The following is a 21,741-nucleotide window of genomic DNA, read 5'->3' as shown; positions in this document are numbered from 1 at the left end:
GGAGGGGCCCTCCACTCCCCGAGGAGGAACGTGCTCGATCCCTGGTGGAACTTCGCCCTCTGGATTGCCGTCGCCGTCGTCGCGGCCGTCGCTCTCACCGCGCTCGTCGCGCTCATCATCCGCCTCGTCGCGAAGCGACTTCGCTGGCCGGAGCCGCTCGTGCGACACACGCGGCGTCCGTTCCGGGTCGTCGTGCTCATCATCGCGCTCTGGGCCGCAGTCGCCGTCGCCTTCCCTTCCGACGGTGACGGGTCCTGGCGCGACCTCATCTACCACGCGCTCACGATCTTCATCATCGCCGCCGGCGCCTGGCTCATGGCGGGACTCGTCGCCTTCTCCACGGACATCACACTGGGCCGCAACCGCATCGACGTGGCGGACAACCGCGTGGCTCGGCGCATCCGCACGCAGACCCTCATCCTCCGGCGGCTCGCCGTCGCGGTGATCATCGTCATCGCGCTGGGGGCGATCCTCCTCACGTTCCCTGCGGTGCGGACCGTTGGGGCCAGCCTCCTCGCGTCCGCTGGCATCGCCTCCGTGGTCGCGGGCCTCGCCGCCCAGTCGGTCCTCGCGAACATCTTCGCGGGCCTCCAGCTCGTGTTCAGCGAGGCGCTGCGCGTGGACGACGTCGTCGTGGTCGAGGACGAGTGGGGGCGCATCGGCGAGATCACGCTGAGCTATGTCGTCGTCGACCTGTGGGACGACCGCCGCCTCGTGCTGCCGTGCACCTACTTCACGACCCAGCCCTTCCAGAACTGGACCAGGCAGGGCAGCGAGCTCCTCGGCTCCGTGGAGCTCGACGTCGACTGGCGCGTCTCCCCGGCGCTCATGCGCGAGCGCCTCGCCGAGGTGCTCACGCAGACCGACCTCTGGGATGGGCGGGCGCAGGTCCTCCAGGTGACCGAGGCGACCGGTGGGCTCGTCCGTATCCGCATCCTCGTCACCGCGGTGGATGCGCCCACCCTCTTCGACCTGCGCTGCTTCGTACGCGAGGCCATGGTGACGTGGATGCAGCGCACCATGCCGTCGGCGCTGCCCGTGCAGCGTGTGCTCATCACCGAGTCGGCGGGCCCGGGCGACGCCGCATCGCGCGCCTCGCAGGCGGAGGACACCAGGAGCGACGACGACAGCGCCAGCGGGTCGGGGCTCTTCACCGGCAGCGTCCAGGCGCAGGAGCGGGCATCGGTGTTCACGAACGCCATCCCCATCATCGACCCCGAGGACCGCGAGCGATAGCGGGCCGCTCCGGGACGGCTCAGTCCTCGCGGGTTCGTCCGCGCGGACTGAGCCGGACGTTCGGGAGTGCCGGAGCGGCGAGCGTCCTGCCGTCGTGGCTGTCGACGCGGCCGAAGCGGTCATCAGTGGCGGGGCTCGTCCTGCCCCGCTGCCACTCGTCGCGAGCTGCCGCGACGTCGTCGTGGGAGGAGCCGACGAAGTTCCAGAACATGACGATCTTCTCCTCGAACGGCGCGCCACCGAGCAGCAGGGCCCGCCCGCCGTCACGCGCGCCCACGATCGCGAGGTCGGTGCCGGTGGGCAGGTAGCCGACGGCCCCGACGGGAAGCTCGACATCGTCGACGGTGATGCCGGGCGAGCACGCGAGGATGCCGTGCTCGTAGCTGCGCTCGAGGTCGAGCTGGGCCTCCGCGCAGCCCGAGAAGGCGAGCTCGACGCCGACGAGCGGCGAGAAGCTGGGGGCCTGCGAGCGGAGACCCGCGAACTCACCCATGAAGACGGTCGCCTCCACGGGGGCCCCTGCCGTCGTCGGTGAGGAAAGTCGCAGCGATGGGCACCGGTCCAGGCCGATGAAGGCGGGCGCGATGTCCCGCTGCGCTGCCGGCAGGGCGACCCAGAGCTGCACGCCATGCAGCACGCGGGCCCGATCCGGGCGATCAGCAGACACCTCCGAGTGAGCGATGCCGCGTCCGGCGGTCATGACGTTGACGCCACCGGGCTCGACCTCGTGGAGACTGCCGATGGAATCCCGGTGCACGACCTCGCCGGAGAACAGCCAGCTGACGGTCTGCAGTCCGGTGTGCGGATGCGGGGGCACATCCATGCCAGCACCCGACGGCACATCCACGGGGCCGTAGTGGTCGATGAAGCACCAGGCGCCGATGAAGTGGCGGAACTTGTTGGGCACCGATCGCAGGACAGGCAGTGAGCGCGGGCCTCCCAGCGGCACCTCACGCGGCAGGAGCAGCTCGATGCCGGCAACCACCTGCCCGGTCTCGTAGGCGGCCTGCAGCTGTGCCTCGATGGGGTTGGCCTCCGCATTGCTCATAGCTCAGAGCGTAGACGCGAACCCATGAGTTCTCATCGATGTGGCGCGTGCGGAAGAATGGATCGGTGATCACGCAGCTGCACGACCCCCACCTCCGCACCTTCACCAGCGACAACGCCGCGGGCGCTCACCCGCAGGTACTGGATGCGCTCGTCACCGCCAATGGCGGGCATGTCGGCGCCTACGGGGGCGACCCCTACTCGGCAGCGTTCCAGGCACTGTGCAGGGACCTCTTCGGCCCAGAGGCGATCGGCTTGCCGGTCTTCAACGGCTCCGGTGCCAACGTCGTCGCGCTGCAGTCGATGGTGCCGCGCTGGGGCGGCGTCGTGTGCCCGGCGTCCGCGCACATCAACACCGACGAGAACGCCGCCCCGGAGCGCGTCGGCGGGGTGAAGCTCCTCACCGTCGAGACGGTGGACGGCAAGCTCGTTCCGGCAGACATCGAGCGGGCCGCTGCCGTACGCCGCGACGTGCACCGGGCCACGCCCCTCGCCGTGAGCATCAGCCAGGCGACCGAGGTCGGCACCGCCTACTCGCCAGATGAGGTCCGGGCACTCGCCGACGTCGCCCACGCGAGCGGCATGTGGCTTCACGTCGACGGCGCCCGTCTCTCGAACGCCGCCGCTTACTTCGGCTGCACGCTGGCCGAGGTCTCCAGCGCGGCCGGGGCCGACGTCATCAGCCTGGGCGGCACCAAGAACGGCGCGCTGGCCGCCGAAGCGGTTGTCGTCGTCAACCCGGAAGCCGTCTATGGCTCCGAGGAGGCCCGCAAGATCGACCTGCAGCTGTCATCGAAGATGCGCTTCATCTCCGCCCAGCTCCTCGCACTGTTCGGCGACGAGCTGTGGCGCGAGAACGCGGAACACGCCAACGCCATGGCCGCGCGCCTCGCCACCGGCATCGAGGGCGTCCACGGCTGCTCAGTGCCACTCCCCCGCCAGGCGAACGGCGTCTTCGCCGTCCTCCCCGGCGAGGTCGCCGAGCGCGTCAGCGAGAGCTACGCGTTCCACACCTGGGACGCGTCTCGCGGCCTGGTCCGCTTCCTCTGCTCCTGGGACACCACCGAGCACGACGTGGATGCCCTCATCGCGGCAGTCGCGGGAGCGTAGGCCAGCCGCGTGGCTCCGTGTGGGCGGGTACCCTCGGGGCCGTGACTGACTACACCGCCTGGGAACGCCTCTGCACGCTCATCGACGACGACCCCGAGATCTGGCCGAGCGTCCAGCAGGCCCTCGAGGGTGAGTCTCTGGACGAGGACGAGGACATGGGCAAGGACCAGTCCGGCGAGGACCGCGACGAGAGTGGCGTCGAGGAGGACGACGGCGCAGATGAAGCGTGGGGCGCGCTCATCGACGCGCTCGACGACTGTGGAGCGCTGGCCTACCTCCACGCCGAGGACACGGGCATGGAACTCGCAGACGCCCTCGCCGGAGTGCCGCGGATCGTCCGCCTCGGCCTCGACACCGACGAGGTCGGCGACGTGGACGGCGACGTGCCGACGGCAGCCGCCGCAGCTGATGCGCTCCTCGCGCCCGCGGGGCTCGCACTCGTGTTCCTCGAGGAGGACAGCGATGCCCACCCGCTGGTGGTCGTACCGCGCGAATCCGTCACCGAGATCGTCGACACGGCCGCCGCGCTCGGCTTCGTCGCGAGGCAGCTGCCCTGAGGCAGACCTGAGGACGCGTCGATCGCAGCGACTGCGTCTCGCAAGTTATTCACAATTCCTCGAATCTACATTCGAGTGATGCTACGATCGAACCATGTACCAAGCGGCGGCGAAGTTCGAGGAGCGGTGGCATTTCGATGTCAACGACCCGGCCTCCGTCGCCGCTGAACGCGCCGCCATCCTGTCCGAGACCTCCCGCATCGAATCCGCCAAGCGTGCGGTCGACGCCGAGCAGATCCTGCTCGAAGCTCGTGCGTACAACTTCGGCTACCTCCTCGACCTCGCCGAAGGGCATCCCGAGATGGGCATGCACGTACGGTCGATCTCGGCAGAGATCTCGATCGAGGTGCAGGCGAAGCACGGCTTCGTCATGAGGCAGCTCGCCGGTTCGTGGAACGCCGTGCGTGAATTTCCGGCCGCAGTGGACGCCGTGGCCGACGGGCGCATCTCCGGTCGCCACCTCGATGCCATCGTCAGCTCAGGGCTCCTCGTCACCCACGAGGTCGAAGCCGAGCAGACTGCGCTGCGTGCCCAGTATTTCGACCTCGCTCTCCGAGAGGTGAGCACCCAGATCCTCACGGACGCGGCGCTGAAGCGGCTGACCTCACGCATTGCAGAGGAACTCACGCGAGTCCCGCTCGCCCAGCGGCGCAAGGTGACACGCATGAAGGGCTTCGTGTGCGTGACCGACTCCGGTGACGGACACGGAGTGCTCCAGGTCGGCGGCTCACTCCTTCTCCTCACCGCCGTCCGGGACAGAGTCCGAAAGCAGGCGACGCTTGTCCTACGAGCTCGATCACGGGCGCAGAAGGCTCAAGCAACGGGAGAGGTGCCGCACGGCGCTGCCGACGAGCGCACCCTCGGCGAGGTCAGCGCTGACCTCATCTGCGACCAGCTCCTCACGAGCGAACCGACCTCCGCACCCCTAGCATCCGGGGTCCAGGCGAAGGTGCACCTGGTCATCCCCACGACCACACTGCTCGCCGACGAACGCGACCCCGGCCACCCTCCGGCTCTCCTCGATGGCCTCGTACCGGTACCGCTCGACGAAGCCAAGCGTCTCGCGGCCAACGCCCCCATGTTCACGAGAATTCTCACCCACCCGATCACGGGCACCGTCCAGGCCGTCGACACCTACAAGCCAACAGCGGCGATGCGGCGGTTCCTGGCGGCGCGCGACGTGCACTGCCGGTTCCCGGGTTGCCGACTCCCAGCGCGCGGATGCCACATCGACCACACCCATGAGTGGCAGCACGGCGGCGCAACCTGCACGAACAACTTGGAGCACCTCTGCGTGTTCCACCACGTCATGAGGCACGCAACACCGTGGTCAGTTCTGCAACTCGAAGGCGGAGTCCTTCAGTGGACGACACCAAGCGGAAAAGTCTTGACAGACAGACCCGACAGGCAAGGCGTTCGCTTCGCGCCGTCGGCGGACGCCGGAAGCACCAGCCCGCCGAATGCAACGAGTGAGGCGGATGCAAGGTCTGGGTCTGGGTCTGGGTCAGGGTCAGGGTCAGGGTCAGAGACAGAGACAGACGCAGGACCAGACACAGGCACAGGCACAGGCACAGGATCGGACGCCGAGCGGGGCAGCAGCGCCCAGCGAGAACGCGACGCGGGCACCGACCCTCCGCCGTTCTGAGGCCTCGTCGAGCTAGACCTCTTCGATACCGACGCCGCGCAGCAGAAGCCTCTGCTCGCCAACCCCTGCGCGCTCCGAGAGGAAGACCCGCGAGAGCACCCGTTGCACACGAACGAAGAACGACGGAGCGCCGGCCGCATGCCCGTCATTCGTGCGTCCGTCCGTCGTGCGGTTGTCGGTCAAGCGGCCGTGCGTCATGCGGAGCGTGATGCTCATGATCTGCCCTCTCGTGCGGCACCGGTTGGATAGGTCGTCCCGTCAGCGTAGGAATCCCCGGTCCGGAGGAACAGCAGCCTGCGCAAGACGGACACACGAGACGACACCGCGCTTCGCGGGGCGAAACACGGCGTCACCTGGGGGCCGAACGAAGAGCGAGACGCCCGGAGGCGGAGCAACATGTGCGCATGACAAACGCGCTCACCGTCCGCCACCTTGACATCACCTCCGCCGAGGTGTCGGAAGTGCTCGACATCCTCGACGCGGAGTACCGGACCAGGTACCGGGAGTTCTACAAAGACGACATCACCGCGTACCCCGTCACCGACTTCACGTCCCCCGACGGCGCCTTCATCGGCATCCTCGAGGGTGACGTCCTCGTTGCCGCCGGCGCCATCCGCCGGTACGACTCCACCACCGCAGAGGTCAAGCGCATGTGGACACGCGACACGCACCGCCGCCGCGGACTCGCCCAACAGGTCCTGCGAGAACTCGACGCAGCAGCCGGCGACCTGGGCTACACCCGCATCTTCCTCACCACCGGCTCCCGGCAGCCCGAAGCAGTCGCCCTCTACCGAGCGTCGGGCTTCGAAGGTGGCGAACGACGCATCCCGGAATTCGACCTCCCCATCTTCGCGTTCGAGAAACCCGTCGGCCGCACCACCCTCATCGAGCGTCCCTCCCACAGCTGAGCGATATCCTCTGCGGGTGCCAGCAACTCCCCCGAACCAGCAGCCACCACGACGCAGACGCAGCCGGCTGCGCCGCGCGCTGATCTGGACGTTCTCCGTCATCGCCGCGGTCTTCGTCGTCGCCATCGCGGCATTCCTGATCTGGGCGAACGTCGGGGTCATGGCAGCCGAACCAGAACCCCTCGCATCCGTCACCAATGACCCAGCCATCTCGGTCACCGAGGTCGACGGCACCCTCGTGCTGAGCCCGAGCGAGGAGCCAAGCGACACCGGACTCGTGTTCATCCCCGGAGCCAAGGTCGAGCCGTCGGCCTACGCCGCGAAGCTCTCGAGCCTCGTCACCGACGACAACATGACCGTCGTCGTCCCTCAGCCGCTCCTCAACCTCGCCTTCTTCGACACCCGCACGCTCGACGACTACGCGGCCGTGGCCCCCGAGGTCACCACCTGGTCCGTGGGAGGGCACTCCCTCGGCGGAGTCCGCGCCTGCCAGCTCGCCGAGTCGCCGGACGTCGCCGGCCTGCTGCTGTTCGGCAGCTACTGCGCCAACGACCTCGCCGCCGACGAGTCGCTCGACGTGCTCAGCATCACAGGAAGCGCCGACGGGCTCAGCACCCCGCAGAAGGCAGCGGATGCACGCGGCCTGCTCCCCGCCGACGCCGAGACCCTGGAGATCGAGGGCGCGAACCACGCGATGTTCGGCAACTACGGCCCGCAGTCCGGCGACGGAACAGCGACGATTTCCGACGAGGACGGGCGCCAGCAGATCGCCGCGGCGACCTCAGCATGGGCGGCAGAACTTCAGCCCTAGGCGGAAGGCACGGCGTCACGCTGAGTGAGTATCCGTCGCACGGTCGACTGCACGTCGACGGACACGTCAGGGAGGTCCTCCTGTGGCAGGGAGAGCCGGTGCAGGACGGCCCCGTCGATGAACGCGAACAGCGCTGACGCACAGGCCTCGGCATCGTCGACGCCGAGACCGGCGATAGCGCCCGCCGCCCAGCCCCGTAGGCGATCACGGCCCACCCGGATCGCCTCGGCGACCATCGCGTTGTGGGTTCCCTCGAGGACCAGGACGTACCGGGCGAGCGCCTGCACTCGCCCGGCGCCGGTCATGTCGTCGACGGCGGCGCCGATCGCCGCGCAGAAGCGGTCCACGCTCGGCTCGCCCCACTCGTAACTCAGCAGCCACTCGGCGTAGTCACTGCGCTCCAAGCGACCGATGACACCCTCGATGAGCGCCTGCCGGGTCCTGAAATGGTTCGAAGTCGACCCCCGCGGGAGCCCCGCCTCGACGTCGACCCGCACGTGCGTGAGCGCACGCATGCCGCCAGATGCGAGGAGCTCGAGAGCGGCGGTCAGCGAACGTTCACGCGTTGAGGGCACCCCCGAACTCTAGACGCAGAGATCTCGACACGAAAACTACGGACGTAGTGCATCCACTACGAATGTAGTAATCGGCCGGTATGGTCAGAATGCTGTGATTGTCTGACGTGATGACCTCAACCGCCATCAGCACGCAGATCCAGCTCGCCTCCCGCCCGGAGGGGTGGCCCAAGGAAACGGACTTCCGCACGGTCACGGTCGAGTACGCCGAACTGCAGCCGGGTCAGGTGCGCGTCGAGAACCTCTTCCTCTCGGTCGATCCGTACATGCGAGGTCGCATGACCGACGCGCCGAGCTACGTCGCCCCGTACGCCCTGGGCGAGACACTCACCGGCGGCGCGGTCGGCGTCGTGGTCGAGTCGACCAGCGATGACGTGCCGGTCGGGGCCCACGTGCTGCACGCCTTCGGATGGCGCGACATCGTCCAGGAGGACGCGGCATCCTTCCGCGTCGTCGACGAGATTCCCGGTGTCCCGCTGTCGCTCTACCTCTCGATGCTCGGCATGACCGGCCTCACCGCCTACGTCGGCCTCACCGCCATCGCAGGGCTCAAGGAGGGCGAGACCGTCTTCGTGTCCGGCGCGGCGGGAGCCGTCGGCACCGCCGTCGGACAGATCGCCCGCAAGCTCGGCGCCGGCCGCATCATCGGCTCAGCGGGCTCAGCCGAGAAGGTGGCCCTCCTCACGGAGAAGTACGGCTTCGATGCCGCCTTCGACTACAAGGAGCAGCCCGTGCGGGAGCAGCTCGCAGCGGCGGCGCCAGACGGTATCGACGTCTACTTCGACAACGTGGGAGGCGACCACCTCGAGGCGGCACTCGACGTCTTCAACCGGGGCGGCCGAGCGGCGCTGTGCGGCGCCATCTCGAGCTACAACGAGCGCGAGAAGCCAGCGGGCCCGGACAACATGGCCAACCTCATCAAGCGCGCCCTGCGACTCGAGGGGTTCACCGTCGGAGGCTACGGCCACCTCGCTGGGGAGTTCCAGCGGCAGATGGTCGAGTGGATCCGCGCGGGCGAGATCGCCTACGACGAGACGGTCGTCGACGGCCTGGACAGCACCGTGCAGGCGTTCCTCGACATGATGCGCGGTGCCAACACGGGCAAGATGATCGTGGATCTCAGCGGTGAAGCGCGCGCTCGTGTCGCGTGTGCATGACGAGCCCTGGCACGAACAGAACGAGAACGACGGGAAGCATCGCGAAGAGCCCGACGACGTGCCACAGCTGCCCGGCGGCGATGACAGCCAGGAGGGCCCCACCCATGCGCAGCCAGCTCGCGAACTTCGGCGTCCCCGGCGGGTCCCTGAAGATCGGCAGCCTGCGCCCGGCACCCGCCCGGCCGACAAGGAAGTGCGCCCAGGTCGTGAGCGCGAGGCTGAGCCCGAGCAGCACGGCACCGAGGATGAACATCACGCTGCCACTGTAATCGAGATTCACGTTACGGCCCACGACGGCGACCCCGACACGGCCCACCACGCTCCCGGAGAATCGAGGCACGATGGAAGCGGACGGCCCACCCGGGGCTGCCGGCGGCAAGGAGCACACCACGTGAGCGAAGCAGCGGACCCGACCAGCGCACCCAGAGCAACAGGGGCGACCCGCGGAATCCGGGTGGGCGCATCCCCCACGACGCCCAGCACCACCTACCTCGACCTCGTCGCCGCGGAGACCGCGATCGCGGCGGCTGCTGCGCCGCGCATCACCTCATCGCACGACGGAGCATCCATCGAGGACGCGTCGGCCATCCGCGTGGCCGCTGATTCCCTGCAGCCCGAGCTGGTCGAGCTCTCCCACCGCATCTTCGAGTACGCCGAGGAGGGCTTCGAGGAGACGCAGAGCGTCGCCGACATCGCCGAGCTGCTCGCGGAGCACGGCATCTCGGCACAGCTCGGAGCCTTCGGGCTCGACACGGCGCTCGTCGCTGAGCTCGTCGTGGGCGAAGCGAAGCCAGATTCGACGGATGCGCCGACGGTCGCGATCCTCGCCGAATACGACGCTCTGCCCGGAGTCGGGCACGGCTGCGGGCACAACATCATCGCCGCCTCCGCAGTCGGCGCCTTCCTCTCGCTCGTCGAGGCGAGCCGCCGCCGCGAACTCCCCGCCGGCCGGATCGTGCTCTACGGCACGCCCGCAGAAGAAGGCGGCAACGGGAAGGAGATCATGGCGCGGGCTGGCGCGTTCGACGGCATCGACGCCGCCATCATGATCCATCCGTTCGGCTACGACGTCACCGACCAGCCATTCATCGGACGACGCATTCTGCGCGTGCGCTACTACGGCGTCCCGGCGCATGCCTCCGCCTCGCCGTTCCAGGGCCGGAACGCGCTCGACGCCGCCAACCTCAACTACCAGGCCACGGGCCTCATCCGGCAGCACCTCTACCCCGGCGACCGCATCCACGGCGTCATTCTCGACGGCGGGCAGCGCCCCAACGTCGTGCCGGAGTTCGCGGAGCTCGAGTACTACGTCCGCTCGAACGCGGCAGAGACCCTGAAAGAGCTGAGCCTGCGCCTCGAGGACATCGCCAACGGCATCGCCCTCGCGACCGGCACCGGCGTCGAGGTCGAGTGGGACCCGCAGCCGTTCACGATGCCGCTGCGCTACAACACGCCCCTCTCCGAGCGGTGGGCGGTGCACCAGGAGGCGCGGGGCCGACGCGTCCTCACGAAGGCGTCCGTGCCATCGCACCTCGCAGCATCCACCGACTTCGGCAACGTGAGCGTTCGCGTGCCGGGCATCCACCCGGTCATCGCCATCAGCCCGCCGGATGTGAGCCTGCACACGCGCGAGTTCGCCGAGTACGCGACCAGCGACGCCGCGAGCACGGCCATCGCCGATGCGAGCGCCGGCCTCGCCCTCGTGGCCGCCGATTTCCTCGCCGACTCCAACCTCCGTGCCGCCGCACGCGCCGACTTCGACGCGGCCGGCGGCGCACTCGATGTCGAAGGGTTCTTCTCATGAGCGCAGCTCGCTCCTCCCAGCCCGTAGCTGCGGGCCCCGTCGTCTACGCCCTGCACGAGAACCCCGAATGGTGGCCGCCGTTCCAGGCCGCCTTCGACGCGGCCGGCGTCCCGGTCGTCGAGTGGCGCCTCGTCGAGGGCGTGCTCGACATCGACGCGCTCCCGCCAGAGGGCATCTTCTGGTCGCGCATCAGCGCCTCGTCGCACACCCGCGACCACGCACTCTCGAAGGACTACGCACGCTCGGTGCTCAACTGGGTGGAGGCTGCCGGCCGACGCACCGTCAACGGCCGGCGGGCCATCGAACTCGAGGTCAGCAAGGTCGACCAGCTGACGCTCCTGCGCCGCGCGGGCATCGACACGCCCCGCACGGTCGCCGTCATCGGCAAGCAGGGGCTGCGGGACGCTGCGAGGGAGTTCCCGACGCCCTTCATCACGAAGCACAACCAGGGCGGCAAGGGCCTCGGCGTGCGCCGCTTCGACGCCTTCGCCGATTTCGAGAGCTACCTCGACTCCCCCGAGTTCGAGGAGCCGCTCGACGGCATCACCCTCCTGCAGGAGTACCTGCGACCGGCAGGCGGGTTCATCACCCGCGTCGAGATCGTCGGCGGCGAGCACATCTACTCGATCGCGGCAGACACCATCCACGGCGGGTTCCAGCTCTGCCCGGCGGATGCCTGCGCGATCGACCCAGATACTGGGCGCCCGGTCGTGCCACCTGGTGCCGAGCTCGCGCCGGAGCCAGGCACCTCGATCTTCTCGCTCCGACAGGGCGGACACGACGAGCTCGTCGAGCGCCTCGTCGCGTTCACGAAGGACATCGGCCTCGAGATCGCCGGCATCGAGTTCATCGAGACCGAGGACGGCCGTCAGGTGGTGTACGACATCAACACGAACACCAACTACAACGCCGACGTCGAGCGCGTCGCCGAAGGATCCGGGCCGGGCGCTATCGCCGCTCTCCTCGGGCGCATCCTCCGCGAGACGTACCCGAACTCGTAGTCGAACGCAGCGCCTCGGCCCAGCTCCGGGTCAGTGCGCGAAGGCCGAAGGCGCGCGCGTTCCTCGCTCGGGCACGGGGATGCCGAGGTTGTCCCGAAGCGTCGTCCCCGTGTACTCCTCGCGAAGCGAGCCGCGCTCCTGGAGGATCGGAACGACACGGTCCACGAACTCGTCGATGCCGCCCGGGGTGAGATGCGAGCCGATGACCAGGCCGTCCGAGCCCTCGTTCTGCACGAAGTCGTCGATCTCCTCGGCAACCTGGGACGCCGTCCCGACGTACCGCACACCGCCGAGCTCGTGGCGCGCGAACTGGCGGATGCTCCAGTCGTTCTCCCTTGCCTTCTCGCGCCACCTGCGCACAGTCGCGAGGCGGTCGCCGTAGGTGAAGGCCCGGCCCTCGATGATGGGCGCGCTCTCCCCATCCGGGTCGAAGTCGGGCAGCGGACCATCGAAGTCGATCTCCGAGAAGTCTCGGTTCCAGACCTGCTCGAGTCGCACCTGGATGGTGCGCGGGCTCAGCTGCTGCTCCGTCACCCAGCGCGCCTTCTCCTGCGCCTCCTCGCGGGTGTCGCCGAGCACGAAGCTCGACTGCGGGAGGATCTTGAGGTCATCCCGGTTGCGCCCGAAGCCCTCGACCCGACCCTTGATGTCGGCGTAGAAGTCTCGTGCCTCCTCGAGGCGCGAGTACGGGGAGAAGATGACGTCGGCGTTGGCGGCCGCGAAGTCGCGACCCTGCGGCGAGATGCCGGCCTGCACGATGATCGGTCTGCCCTGCGGACTGCGGGGAACCGTGAACCGACCGCTGATGTCGAACTGGCTCGTCGAGACGTCGAAGCGCCCCTCGTCGGCGGAGTCCAGGAATCGGCCGGACTCCTTGTCGGCGACGATCGCATCCGCCGACCAGGAATCCCACAGCTCCCGGACCGTGTTGACCGTCTGCTCTGCCCGCTCGTAGCGCTCAGCATGCGGGAGGAAGCCGCCGCGTCGGAAGTTGGCACCGGTGAACGCGTCGAACGACGTGACCACGTTCCAGCCGGCCCGCCCCCCGGACAGGTGGTCGAGGCTGGCGAACTGGCGCGCGAGCTCGAACGGCTCGTTGAAGGTGGCGTTGATGGTGCCCACGAGCCCGATGTGCTCGGTGACCGCGGCGATGGCGGCAAGCACGGGAATGGTATCGGGGCGACCCGCAATGTCGTGGTCGAAGATCTCGCCCCGCCGCGAGCGCAGCGCGAGACCCTCCGCGAGGAAGAAGTAGTCGAACTTCCCCGCCTCCGCCTTCTGGGCGGCGTGCTTGAACGTCGAGAACTCGATCTGGCTCCCCGCATCCGGGTGCTCCCAGAGGGTGTGCTCGTTGACTCCGCCGACGTAGGCGGCGAGGATGATCTGCTTCTTGGTCACGATGATCTCCTGATCGAGTCGGGCCTAGACGGCGGCGTAGCGGTTCGGGACGGTGGTCGGCAGGCCGAGGAGGCCGCGCAGGGAGCGTGCTTCGTAGCGCTCCCTGAAGAGCCCCTTCTGCTGGAGGAGGGGAACGACATCGGCGACGATGCGGGGAAGGTCGTCCGTCACGACTCCGGGGTGCAGACGGAAGCCGTCGTAGCCGAGCGCCGAGAGCGTCTCGAAGTGCTCGACGAGCTCGGAGGCCGAACCGGTGAATACCGCTGGCGGCTGCCCGAGCGTGCGGCCCTTCGCGTCGAGGCGCGCGAGACGAGCGACCCCGGTCTCCTCGGGCCCGTCGAGGAACACGGCCACGTCGACGTAGACGGAGAGCGGCTCGCCGGCACGGCCCACCTTCTGCTCGGCAGCCCGCACCTCCGAGAGGATGCTCACGGCCGAGGCGACATCCGACGGGGTGACGAAGAGCAGATCGGAGCTCGCGGCGGCGAACTCGTACGGCACCTGGGCGTGCCCGAGGGAAGCGACCACGGGTTGCCCCTGCGGCGGACGCGGCGTGATCGACGGACCACGCACGCTGAACCATCTGCCCTCGAACTCGACGCGGTGCACCTTCGCCGCATCGAGGAAGCGGTCCGTGGAGGCGTCACGGATCTCCGCGTCGTCCTCCCAGCTGTCCCAGAGCCTGCGCACGACCTCGACGAAGTCGTTGGCCTCGGCGAAGAGGTCGCCGAGGTCGGCGGTCGATGCGCGCTCGAGGGTCTCCAGGAACTCCGCCGGGTCGCGGCGCCCGAAGTGCGTGTGGTCCGACCCGATCGAGAGTCGAGCCTGCCAGCCGGCGCGACCCTCGCTCGTGTAGTCGAGCGTCGCCACAGCCTTGGAGACGTGGAAGGGCTCGGTGTGCGTCGTCGTGACGGTCGGGATGAGACCGATGCTGTGGGTCACGGGGGCTACCCGCGAGGCGATGAGCAGCGCATCCAGTCGACCCCGAACCTCGTCGGTGCGATCGTCGTCGTGCAGCCGCTCGGACGACTGCAGCGCCAACGAGTCCTCGATGGATACGAAGTCGAGGAGCCCCTGCTCGGCGAGCTGGACGAGCCCCACCCAGTAGTCGGGCGTGAAGAGCTCGTCCGGACGAGCGCTCGGCTCCCGCCAGGCGGCCGGGTGGAGGCCGGCGCCATCGAGTGCGACGCCGAGGTGGATTCGGGGTGGGTTCGTCATGGTCTGACGCTAGGTGGCGCCTCGCGGCGGGACCACGGCGCCTGACGCACCCCGTTACGCGTCGCAACGTGGGGACATGTTCGTGGAGGCTCCTCGCACCAGAGGCGAGCATCATCGGGGCATGGCTATCAAGGGCGTACTTGCGCAGATCACCGTGTCCGACCTGGCTCAGGCTACGGAATATTACGGCAGGCTCTTCGGCCGCGGCCCCGACGAGAATCCGATGCCCGGACTTCTGGAGTGGCACTTCACAAGCGAAGCCGGCCTGCAGCTCTGGGCCGACTCGAGCCGCTCGGGCAGATCCACGGTGGTGTTCACCGAAGACGACCTCGCCGGTGTCGCCGAACGGCTCGACGCGGCCAGGATCGAGCACGGCGGAATCGAAGACGCCACTCACTTCCAGATCCTCCAGGTGCTCGACCCGGAAGGCAACCACGTGGTCTTCACGAGCGCAGGGAGCTAGGCGCGAACTGCGCCGGGGCTACAGTGTGGCCGTGCACGGGAGCCCGATGAGTCGGGCTGAGAGGGAGTACTCGAACTCCGACCGTTGAACCTGATCTGGGTAATGCCAGCGAAGGGAGTCAACCCACCCGTGCCGTCACGCTCCGACGGAAGGCACGCACATGGAAACCATCACCCAGGACCCGCTCGCATTCGGGGTGGGCGCACGAGTCACCGTCTCGGTCATGTCCGACCGATACGTCGACGTGATCCTCGCCGCACTCGACGCCGCGGACGCTTCCGGCCTCGTGCTCGAGACGGGCGACGTGAGCACCTACGCGGGCGGCGACGAGCAGTCACTGCTGCGCTGGCTCACCGACCTCTCGCAGCACATCGCGGCGACGGGACTGCACGCCTCCATCCAGGTGCTGCTGTCTCGCGGCTGCCCCGGCGAGGCCGTGTGCGATCTGCCGGGAGGCGCCGGCCCCAGGCGAGTGGATGCGCCCCGCGGCCGGAGGTCTGGCAGCTTCGCGAGTGCGGAGTGGGCGCTCTACCCCCTCGAGGATGCGGGCTCGGCGGAGCGGACGCCCGACCACATGCGCGAGATCTACGCGGCCATAGAGACGGCGAAGGCGAGCGGCACGTTCGTAGCCTCCGAGCACTTCGTGACGAAGCTCAGCGGCGACCTCGGGCGCGTGCTCGAGACGGTCGCGGTCGCCTGGGCGGGGGTCGGGGCGCACGTGCAGCATGTGACGAGCCACCTCACGATCTCGCTGAACAGCCCCAGCCACGCAGGCGGCCAGGCAGACACAGCAGTTGACTCGGCATTCGACGCAGCAGCCGAGGCCCGCGCATGAGCCTCAAGCTGCGAGACATCGTGCTCATGGTCGTGCTCGGCACGGTCTTCGGCTTCCTGTACTGGGCGCTCGTGCAGGCGTGGACTGCGCTCTCCATCGCGATGGGGCCGGCCGGCGACCTCGCCCAGCACTTCCTCTTCGGCGGCTGGCTGCTCGTCGCGCCCATCGCGATCGCCATCATCCGCCGGCCGTTCGTCGGTGTCATCGCGGAGGTGCTCGCCTCCGTCATCGAGGTCGTGTTCCTCGGCTCTGCCGTCGGCCCCCTGCTCTTCGTCGCCGCCGCCATCCAGGGCATCGGCAGCGAGCTGCCGTTCGCGCTCGGCCGGTACCGGAAGTACGGCTGGCTGCGGTACGCGATCTCCGGCGCGCTCGGCGCCGGCCTCGTGTTCTTCTACTCGGCGTTCCGCTCAGGCTGGTACGGCCAGGAGATCCTGTTCCTGCGCTTCGGCATCCAGGTCGCGTCCGGCATCATCCTCGGCGGCCTCCTCGCGAAGCTCATCGTCGATTCGCTCGTGCGCACCGGCGTGCTCGACAACTTCGCGATCGTGCAGGACTCGAAGCCGCTCGCCGTGCGCCGTGCGGCCTGACAGCTCGAGCGTCGACATCTCGAGCGTCGACATCGAGGCGGTCGGCTTCGAGGCGATCCACTCCTCGGGAGACGGGCTCGGGCCAGTGGATCTGCGCGTGGCGCCCGGCGAGCACGTGCTCGTCATCGGGCCGTCGGGGGCGGGGAAGTCGACGCTGCTGCAGGCGCTCAGCGGGGTCATCCCCCACAGCGTCCCCGCACAGGTCAGCGGGCGCATCCGCATCTGCGGGGTGGATACGCAGGAGTCGGACGTGCCGCGCCTCTCCAGGTATCTCTCCGTCGTCGCGCAGAACCCGAGCTCATCGGTGTGCCTCCCCGACGTCGCCGACGAGATCGCGTTCCCGCTCGAGAACCACGCCTGGGCTCCCGAGGCGATGGGGCCAGCGGTTGACGCGGCCCTCCACCTCGTCGGCGCAGGGACGCTCGCGGACCGTCGCACGGCGACGCTCTCGGGTGGCGAGACCCAGCGCGTGGCCATCGCCGCGGCCATCGTCACGGAGCCCCGTGTCCTGGTGCTCGACGAGCCCACATCGATGCTCGACCCTGCGGGAATCGCGTCGGTCCGACAGGCGGTCGACGCGGCCTCTGCACGAGCATCCACGATCGTGCTCGTCGAGCACCGACTGGACGAGTACGCGGGAGCGCGCGGCATCGCGGGCCTCCCGGGACGAACGGTCGTGGTCGCGCGCGGTGGTGTCATCGCACACGACGGCCCGACGGCGCGCGTGCTGGTCGAGCACGCAGCGGAGCTGCAGGAGGCCGGGTGCTGGCTGCCGCTCGACGCGGAACTCGCCGCACTCACCGGCCTCGAGGGCGGACTCGCGAACGACGAGGTCGCGGACCGTGTCGCCGCGCTCGGGGCGCGCGCCGCAACTGGCGCAGCCGCAGCGGCGCCCTCGACGCCGACCCGCGAGGCGGAGGTCCTCAGCGTCGATAGCCTCGACGTCGTCGCTGGCGGGGCCCCGAAGCGCCCTCGCGCGAAGAACGCCGTAGAGGCGGTCCTCCGAGGCATGAGCTTCAAGCTCAGAGCGGGTGAGGTCGTGGCGCTCCTCGGCCGCAACGGATGCGGGAAGTCGAGCCTGCTGCGAACGCTCGCGGGTCTCGCGCGGGCGGGCTCGGGGCAGGTGCACGGCCCCCGCCCCGGCCTCATCTTCCAGAACCCGGAGCACCAGTTCTCCCAGCCGACAGTGCGGCGCGAGATCGAGCACGGCCTCGGAGCGGATGACGCGGAGCGCATCGCCGAGCTGGTCACCCGCTTCGACCTCTCGGCACAACTCGACCACAGCCCATTCCGCCTCTCGGGCGGGCAGCAGCGGCGGGTGAGCATCGCCGCCATGCTCGCCCACGACCGGCCGTTCCTCCTCGCCGACGAGCCCAGCTTCGGCCTCGACCGCCGTTCGAGCATTGCCGCGATGCACGCCCTGGAGCGCACCGCGCGCAGCGGCTGCGGCGTGCTCTTCTCCAGCCACGAGCTGCGTGCCGTCTGCACGTACGCCGACCGCGTGCTGGTCCTCGCCGAAGGCGGTCTCCTCGCCGAAGTGACGCCGTTCGAGCTCCTCGAGGACGAGAGCCTCCTCGCCGCAGCGGGCCTCGAGCGAACGCCGCTGCTGAGCTGGCTCCAGGCGCGGCGCTTCCCCGCCGAGCGGGCACGCGCGATCCTGCGCGAGCTCGACGGCGCCGCGACACGGGTCGCGGCATGAGTCCCGCACTCGAGCGCCGCAACCCCACCGTCAAGCTCGTGGTGCTGTTCGCCTGCTCGCTCGCGACGCTGTTCATCCTGAACCCGCTGACCCTTGGCGTGCTGACCGTGCTCGCGATCATCGCCACGCTGACGACGACGAGGCTCACCCCGGGAAGACTGCTCGCCGCATCCGTCCCCTTCGTGGCGTTCGGGATCGGCCTGGTCATGGTCAACGCGCTCAGCCGCCCAGGGAGCGAGATCCTCGAAGGTCTGCCGGTTCGGGTGACCAGCGAGGGCCTCGCCATCGGGTTCGCGCTGGCGCTGCGCACGACGGTCATCGGCATGCTGTCGATCGCGTTCATCGCCAGCACTCCGCCCCGTGACCTCATGACGAGCCTCACGCAGCACGCGCGGCTCAGCCCTCGCTTCGCATACGCCCTGCTCGCCGGATTCCGCCTCCTGCAGCTGCTGCCGAGCGAGTGGCAGAGCATCCGCGCAGCGCAGGCCGTCCGGGCGCCGCTCGGACGAGGCGGTACGCCGCGCACCGGTGTCACCGCGTTCGGCACGGCCGCGTTCTCGCTGCTCGTCGTCTCGATCCGCTCCGGTGAGCGCATCGCCCAAGCCCTCGAGTCGCGAGGCCTCGGAGCGGGTCCACGCACCGTCTGGCGGCCGGTCGCGCTCGACACCCGCGACGCAGCACTCGCCATCGTCGTGCTCTGCGCGTTCGCACTCGCGGCCATGCTCGGCATCGCCGCAGGAACGGGGCTGTCGCTTGTCTGAGAACAGCACGCGTCAGCTCACGCTCGTCGGAATGGTCAACCCGCCGACGCAGCGGTACGCCGCCGCTTGGCGCCACCCGCACTCGAACCGCGACTGGCTGCACGCCAGCTCGTACATCGATATCGCGCGACTCCTCGAAGGCGGCGGCTTCGACCTGATGTTCCTGCCAGACGCGCTCGCGATCCCGGAAGACGCGCTCGGCGACGTGGCGACGACCCTCGCCAGCGGCGGCAAGGGAGCCGTGACGCTCGACCCCATCACAGTGCTGAGCGCCGTCATCGGGGCGACGCGCAGCATCGGACTCGGGGCGACCGTGTCGACCTCGTTCCTGCCGCCGTACGCCATAGCGCGGACGCTCTCGAGCCTCGACCACCTCTCTGCGGGGCGCGTGGCCTGGAACATCGTGACCTCGACGACGGATGCCGAGGCTCGCAACCTCGGCCTCGACCGCATCCCCCCGAAAGAGGAGCGCTACGACCGCGCCGACCGCGTCGTGGCGCAGGTGCTCGAGCTCATGGGCACCTGGGGTCCTGCTGCGCTGGTGCAGGACGCCCAGAGCGGCGTGTTCGCCGACCCGAGCCTCGTCTCGCGCACTCCGGCGCCCCGCGAACGTGCGGCGGCACCCGGCCCGCTGAGCCTCCCGAGGAGCCCCCAGGGGCATCCGGTGCTCATGCAGGCGGGCGCCTCCCCGCGCGGCATGCAGTTCGCCGCGAGGTGGGCGGAGCTGGTCTTCGTCGCGGCCGACGGCATCGACGGCAACCGCGCGGTGCGCACCGAGCTTCGCGAGCGGGCCAGACTCGCGGGACGCGACCCGAACGAGATTCGCGTGTGCGCAGCGATCCAGCCGATCGCTGGATCGACGCGCATCGATGCAGTGGGCGTCCGCGACTCACTGCTCGCGCACATCGACGAGGCCTCGGCCGTGCGCTCGCTCGTGCGGCTCATGCACGCGAACGCCACGACACTGCGACTCGACGAGGACGCGGAAGGCTTCCTCGCCGCGCACCGGGGCGCGACGGGAAGCGACGGCTTCGAGGACATGCTCGCGGCAGTGTCCGCCAGGGAGGGGCTCACCGTCCGCGACCTCGCCCTGCGCCAGTCGTTCGACCAGCTCACGCCCTCCCCGCTCGGCAGCGGCGCCGACATCGCCGACGAGCTGTGCGAGTGGCAGGATGCGGGGGCGGCTGACGGCTTCGTCGTGACCCCGGCCCTTCTCCCCGGCTCGCTCGAGGACTTCGTCGAGCACGTGGTTCCCGAGCTGCGCAGGCGCGGCCGCATCAGCGAACCTGCCGATCAAGCTCCTGGTCAGGATCCCGGTCGACCCGGCGACGAAGCGCCCTTGGCGCCGACGCTGCGTTCGCGCCTGGCCGCCAAGGACGCCCTGAGAGCTCAGCCCTGAGAGCTCAGTCCTAAGCACCCCAGCTGGCCGACTGACCCGCGGCGGCCCGCTGCTGCGGCACACCCCACGGGTTCGCGTCCTGCAGTGGCTCCGGGAGTGCCTCCTGCGGCGCACCCTGGTAGGCGACACCGCGCAGGAAGCGGGAGATGGATGCGGTGCCGACCGACGTGGAGGTGTCGTTCGACGTCGCCGGGTATGGCCCGCCGTGCTGCATGGCGGGCGTGACGGCGACGCCGGTCGGCCAGCCGCCGAAGAGCACTCGTCCCGTCTTCCTCGCGAGCCCCGCGACGAGCGCGGAGAGCGCGGGCGACTGCTCACCGTCAGCGGCGTGCACTGTGCCCGTGAGGTTGCCGACGTACAGATCGTCGAGGCTCGGCGCAAGCGACGTCTCGTCCTCGTACTCGACGATGACCGAGAACGGCCCGAAGACCTCGTCGAGCAGCGTCTCGTCGCCCGCCGCGAGCTTGCTCGCCGGCACGGCCACGATCGTCGGCGTCGCCCACACGTTGCCATCGTCATCGCTGCGCACAGCGCCTTCGGCGACGACCCGTACACCGTCCGCGTCGAGCACGGCCGCCCGACGTTCGAGGTACGCGCGGCCGATGCTCGGGTTGAGGAGCCGGTGCTCCGGGGCCTGCTCGGCCGCCTGCGAGACGCGCAGCTGCAGCTCGGCGGCCGCATCCGTCGCGGGAACCCAGAGGAAGCCGGGCTTCGTGCACAGCTGACCTGCCGAACCGGCGACCGATGCCGCGTAGCCTGCAGCGATCTCCTCGCCGCGCTCCGCGAGCGCAGCCCCCGTCACGAAGACGGGGTTGACGCTGCCGAGCTCGCCGTAGAACTGGATGGGGCGGGGGCGGGCCGCGGCCTTGTCGGCGAGCAGACGTCCCACGCGGATCGATCCGGTGAAGGTCCCGACGTCGACGCGGTTGTCCTCGAGCACGGTGACCCCGGCCTGCTGGCCGATCACAAGCGCGAAGACGCCATCGGGGGCGCCGGACTCGCGGAGGGCGCCCTCGACGACGCGGGCCGTCGCCAGGGACAGCTCCGGGTGCCCCGAGTGGCCCTTCACGATGAGCGCGCATCCCGCCGCGAGCGCGGCGGCGGAGTCGCCACCGGCCACGGAGAAGGCGAAGGGGAAGTTCGACGCGGAGAAGTTGACGGCGACTCCCACCGGCACGAGCATCCGGCGCACGTCGGGCCGCGGGCCGAGCACGAAGTCCGGGTCGGCCTCGTCGAGTCGGACGTCGAGGTACGAGCCGTCGCGGATGACGTCGGCAAAGAGGCGGATCTGCACGGTCGTGCGCTTCAGCTCGCCCGTGAGGCGGGCCTGGGCGAGGCCGGTCTCCCGCATGCCGACGGGGATGAGCTCCCCCGCCGCGGCGTCGAGCGCGTCGGCGACCGCGATGAGGGCGGTGGCGCGCTGAGTCGGTGGGGTCGCCGCCCAGAGAGGGGCGGCCACGGCGGCTGCCGCGAGGATCTGCTCGAGCTCGACGTCGCTGGTATGCGGGGTGGGTGTGCTCATCGATGAGT

Annotated in this window: 22 protein-coding genes and 1 riboswitch; of the genes, 15 read left to right on the top strand and 7 right to left on the bottom strand. The window is 69.6% G+C overall.

The annotated features are described in order from the left end of the window. The first annotated feature begins 30 nt into the window (after positions 1-30). On the top strand, positions 31-1,236 hold the full coding sequence (locus ITJ67_RS02090; protein WP_194676586.1) for a mechanosensitive ion channel family protein: 1,206 nt from the start codon (positions 31-33) through the stop codon (positions 1,234-1,236). 19 nt (positions 1,237-1,255) lie between these two features. On the opposite strand, the gene ITJ67_RS02085 is transcribed toward ITJ67_RS02090, so the two are convergent. Continuing rightward, positions 1,256-2,284 (bottom strand): pirin family protein, encoded by a 1,029-nt coding sequence (locus ITJ67_RS02085; protein ID WP_194676585.1) that lies wholly within the window; start codon positions 2,282-2,284, stop codon positions 1,256-1,258. 68 nt (positions 2,285-2,352) lie between these two features. Between ITJ67_RS02085 and ITJ67_RS02080 the strand changes: the two genes are divergently transcribed. From ITJ67_RS02080 to ITJ67_RS02070, 3 genes are all read left to right on the top strand, one after another. Beyond that, entirely contained in the window at positions 2,353-3,393 is a 1,041-nt protein-coding gene (locus ITJ67_RS02080; RefSeq protein WP_323741371.1) for a threonine aldolase family protein, read from the top strand. Positions 3,394-3,434: 41 nt separating this feature from the next. Then, on the top strand, positions 3,435-3,950 hold the full coding sequence (locus ITJ67_RS02075; protein WP_160071244.1) for a hypothetical protein: 516 nt from the start codon (positions 3,435-3,437) through the stop codon (positions 3,948-3,950). A 94-nt stretch (positions 3,951-4,044) separates the two neighbouring features. Beyond that, on the top strand, positions 4,045-5,595 hold the full coding sequence (locus ITJ67_RS02070; RefSeq protein ID WP_194676583.1) for an HNH endonuclease signature motif containing protein: 1,551 nt from the start codon (positions 4,045-4,047) through the stop codon (positions 5,593-5,595). Positions 5,596-5,607: 12 nt separating this feature from the next. On the opposite strand, the gene ITJ67_RS02065 is transcribed toward ITJ67_RS02070, so the two are convergent. Then, positions 5,608-5,811 carry a hypothetical protein gene (locus tag ITJ67_RS02065; protein ID WP_194676582.1) on the bottom strand — a complete coding sequence of 68 codons (204 nt, stop codon included), beginning with the start codon at positions 5,809-5,811 and terminating at the stop codon, positions 5,608-5,610. Positions 5,812-5,999: 188 nt separating this feature from the next. On the opposite strand from ITJ67_RS02065, the gene ITJ67_RS02060 reads away from it, so the two are divergent. Both ITJ67_RS02060 and ITJ67_RS02055 read left to right on the top strand, forming a co-directional pair. Then, positions 6,000-6,503, top strand: coding sequence for a GNAT family N-acetyltransferase (locus tag ITJ67_RS02060; RefSeq protein WP_194676581.1), 504 nt, complete (start codon positions 6,000-6,002; stop codon positions 6,501-6,503). A gap of 16 nt (positions 6,504-6,519) precedes the next feature. Next, positions 6,520-7,314 carry an alpha/beta hydrolase gene (locus tag ITJ67_RS02055; RefSeq protein WP_323741360.1) on the top strand — a complete coding sequence of 265 codons (795 nt, stop codon included), beginning with the start codon at positions 6,520-6,522 and terminating at the stop codon, positions 7,312-7,314. Here ITJ67_RS02055 and ITJ67_RS02050 read toward each other — a convergent pair. Then, positions 7,311-7,889 carry a TetR/AcrR family transcriptional regulator gene (locus ITJ67_RS02050; protein WP_194676580.1) on the bottom strand — a complete coding sequence of 193 codons (579 nt, stop codon included), beginning with the start codon at positions 7,887-7,889 and terminating at the stop codon, positions 7,311-7,313. The two genes, ITJ67_RS02055 and ITJ67_RS02050, sit on opposite strands and share 4 nt — an antisense overlap. 110 nt (positions 7,890-7,999) lie before the next feature. Between ITJ67_RS02050 and ITJ67_RS02045 the strand changes: the two genes are divergently transcribed. Further along, positions 8,000-9,046 carry an NADP-dependent oxidoreductase gene (locus ITJ67_RS02045; RefSeq protein WP_194676579.1) on the top strand — a complete coding sequence of 349 codons (1,047 nt, stop codon included), beginning with the start codon at positions 8,000-8,002 and terminating at the stop codon, positions 9,044-9,046. Here ITJ67_RS02045 and ITJ67_RS02040 read toward each other — a convergent pair. Next, positions 9,009-9,302 carry a hypothetical protein gene (locus tag ITJ67_RS02040; RefSeq protein ID WP_194676578.1) on the bottom strand — a complete coding sequence of 98 codons (294 nt, stop codon included), beginning with the start codon at positions 9,300-9,302 and terminating at the stop codon, positions 9,009-9,011. The genes ITJ67_RS02045 and ITJ67_RS02040 overlap by 38 nt on opposite strands. Positions 9,303-9,437: 135 nt before the next feature. Here ITJ67_RS02040 and ITJ67_RS02035 point away from each other — a divergent pair, with 135 nt between their 5' ends. Further along, the gene (locus ITJ67_RS02035) at positions 9,438-10,850 is read left to right on the top strand and encodes a M20 family metallopeptidase (protein WP_323741359.1); all 1,413 of its coding nucleotides are present in this window, start codon (positions 9,438-9,440) and stop codon (positions 10,848-10,850) included. Further along, complete coding sequence (locus ITJ67_RS02030; protein WP_194676577.1) at positions 10,847-11,851, top strand: ATP-grasp domain-containing protein; 1,005 nt, start codon at positions 10,847-10,849, stop codon at positions 11,849-11,851. Before ITJ67_RS02035 ends, ITJ67_RS02030 begins: the two co-directional genes overlap by 4 nt. 30 nt (positions 11,852-11,881) lie before the next feature. On the opposite strand, the gene ITJ67_RS02025 is transcribed toward ITJ67_RS02030, so the two are convergent. Both ITJ67_RS02025 and ITJ67_RS02020 read right to left on the bottom strand, forming a co-directional pair. Continuing rightward, complete coding sequence (locus ITJ67_RS02025) at positions 11,882-13,249, bottom strand: NtaA/DmoA family FMN-dependent monooxygenase (protein WP_323741358.1); 1,368 nt, start codon at positions 13,247-13,249, stop codon at positions 11,882-11,884. A 24-nt stretch (positions 13,250-13,273) separates the two neighbouring features. Next, positions 13,274-14,467 (bottom strand): LLM class flavin-dependent oxidoreductase, encoded by a 1,194-nt coding sequence (locus ITJ67_RS02020; RefSeq protein ID WP_194676576.1) that lies wholly within the window; start codon positions 14,465-14,467, stop codon positions 13,274-13,276. Between the two features lie 121 nt (positions 14,468-14,588). Here ITJ67_RS02020 and ITJ67_RS02015 point away from each other — a divergent pair, with 121 nt between their 5' ends. The 6 genes from ITJ67_RS02015 to ITJ67_RS01990 all read left to right on the top strand — a co-directional run bounded on the left by ITJ67_RS02015 (position 14,589) and on the right by ITJ67_RS01990 (position 20,211). Then, entirely contained in the window at positions 14,589-14,930 is a 342-nt protein-coding gene (locus ITJ67_RS02015; RefSeq protein WP_104242817.1) for a VOC family protein, read from the top strand. Positions 14,931-14,955: 25 nt separating this feature from the next. After that, a riboswitch (TPP riboswitch) is annotated at positions 14,956-15,065 on the top strand. Positions 15,066-15,090: 25 nt separating this feature from the next. After that, positions 15,091-15,765 (top strand): YkoF family thiamine/hydroxymethylpyrimidine-binding protein, encoded by a 675-nt coding sequence (locus tag ITJ67_RS02010; protein ID WP_194676575.1) that lies wholly within the window; start codon positions 15,091-15,093, stop codon positions 15,763-15,765. Then, positions 15,762-16,352, top strand: a complete 591-nt coding sequence (locus tag ITJ67_RS02005; RefSeq protein ID WP_194676574.1) for an ECF transporter S component — start codon at positions 15,762-15,764, stop codon at positions 16,350-16,352. Before ITJ67_RS02010 ends, ITJ67_RS02005 begins: the two co-directional genes overlap by 4 nt. Then, a complete protein-coding gene (locus tag ITJ67_RS02000) occupies positions 16,342-18,051 on the top strand; it encodes an ABC transporter ATP-binding protein (protein WP_194676573.1) in 1,710 nt (569 codons plus the stop codon). Before ITJ67_RS02005 ends, ITJ67_RS02000 begins: the two co-directional genes overlap by 11 nt. Then, on the top strand, positions 18,048-18,812 hold the full coding sequence (locus ITJ67_RS01995; RefSeq protein WP_194676572.1) for an energy-coupling factor transporter transmembrane component T family protein: 765 nt from the start codon (positions 18,048-18,050) through the stop codon (positions 18,810-18,812). The genes ITJ67_RS02000 and ITJ67_RS01995 overlap by 4 nt, the downstream gene beginning before the upstream one ends. Continuing rightward, a complete protein-coding gene (locus tag ITJ67_RS01990; protein ID WP_228502166.1) occupies positions 18,805-20,211 on the top strand; it encodes an NtaA/DmoA family FMN-dependent monooxygenase in 1,407 nt (468 codons plus the stop codon). The genes ITJ67_RS01995 and ITJ67_RS01990 overlap by 8 nt, the downstream gene beginning before the upstream one ends. 10 nt (positions 20,212-20,221) lie before the next feature. On the opposite strand, the gene ITJ67_RS01985 is transcribed toward ITJ67_RS01990, so the two are convergent. After that, the gene (locus ITJ67_RS01985) at positions 20,222-21,733 is read right to left on the bottom strand and encodes an aldehyde dehydrogenase family protein (RefSeq protein WP_194676571.1); all 1,512 of its coding nucleotides are present in this window, start codon (positions 21,731-21,733) and stop codon (positions 20,222-20,224) included. Positions 21,734-21,741: the final 8 nt, after the last annotated feature.

The sequence above is a fragment of the Pseudoclavibacter sp. VKM Ac-2867 genome, from assembly GCF_015351275.1.
Lineage (GTDB): Bacteria > Actinomycetota > Actinomycetes > Actinomycetales > Microbacteriaceae > Pseudoclavibacter.
Note: the sequence above shows the minus strand (reverse complement) of the source record. Positions and strands in the feature narration are given on the sequence as shown.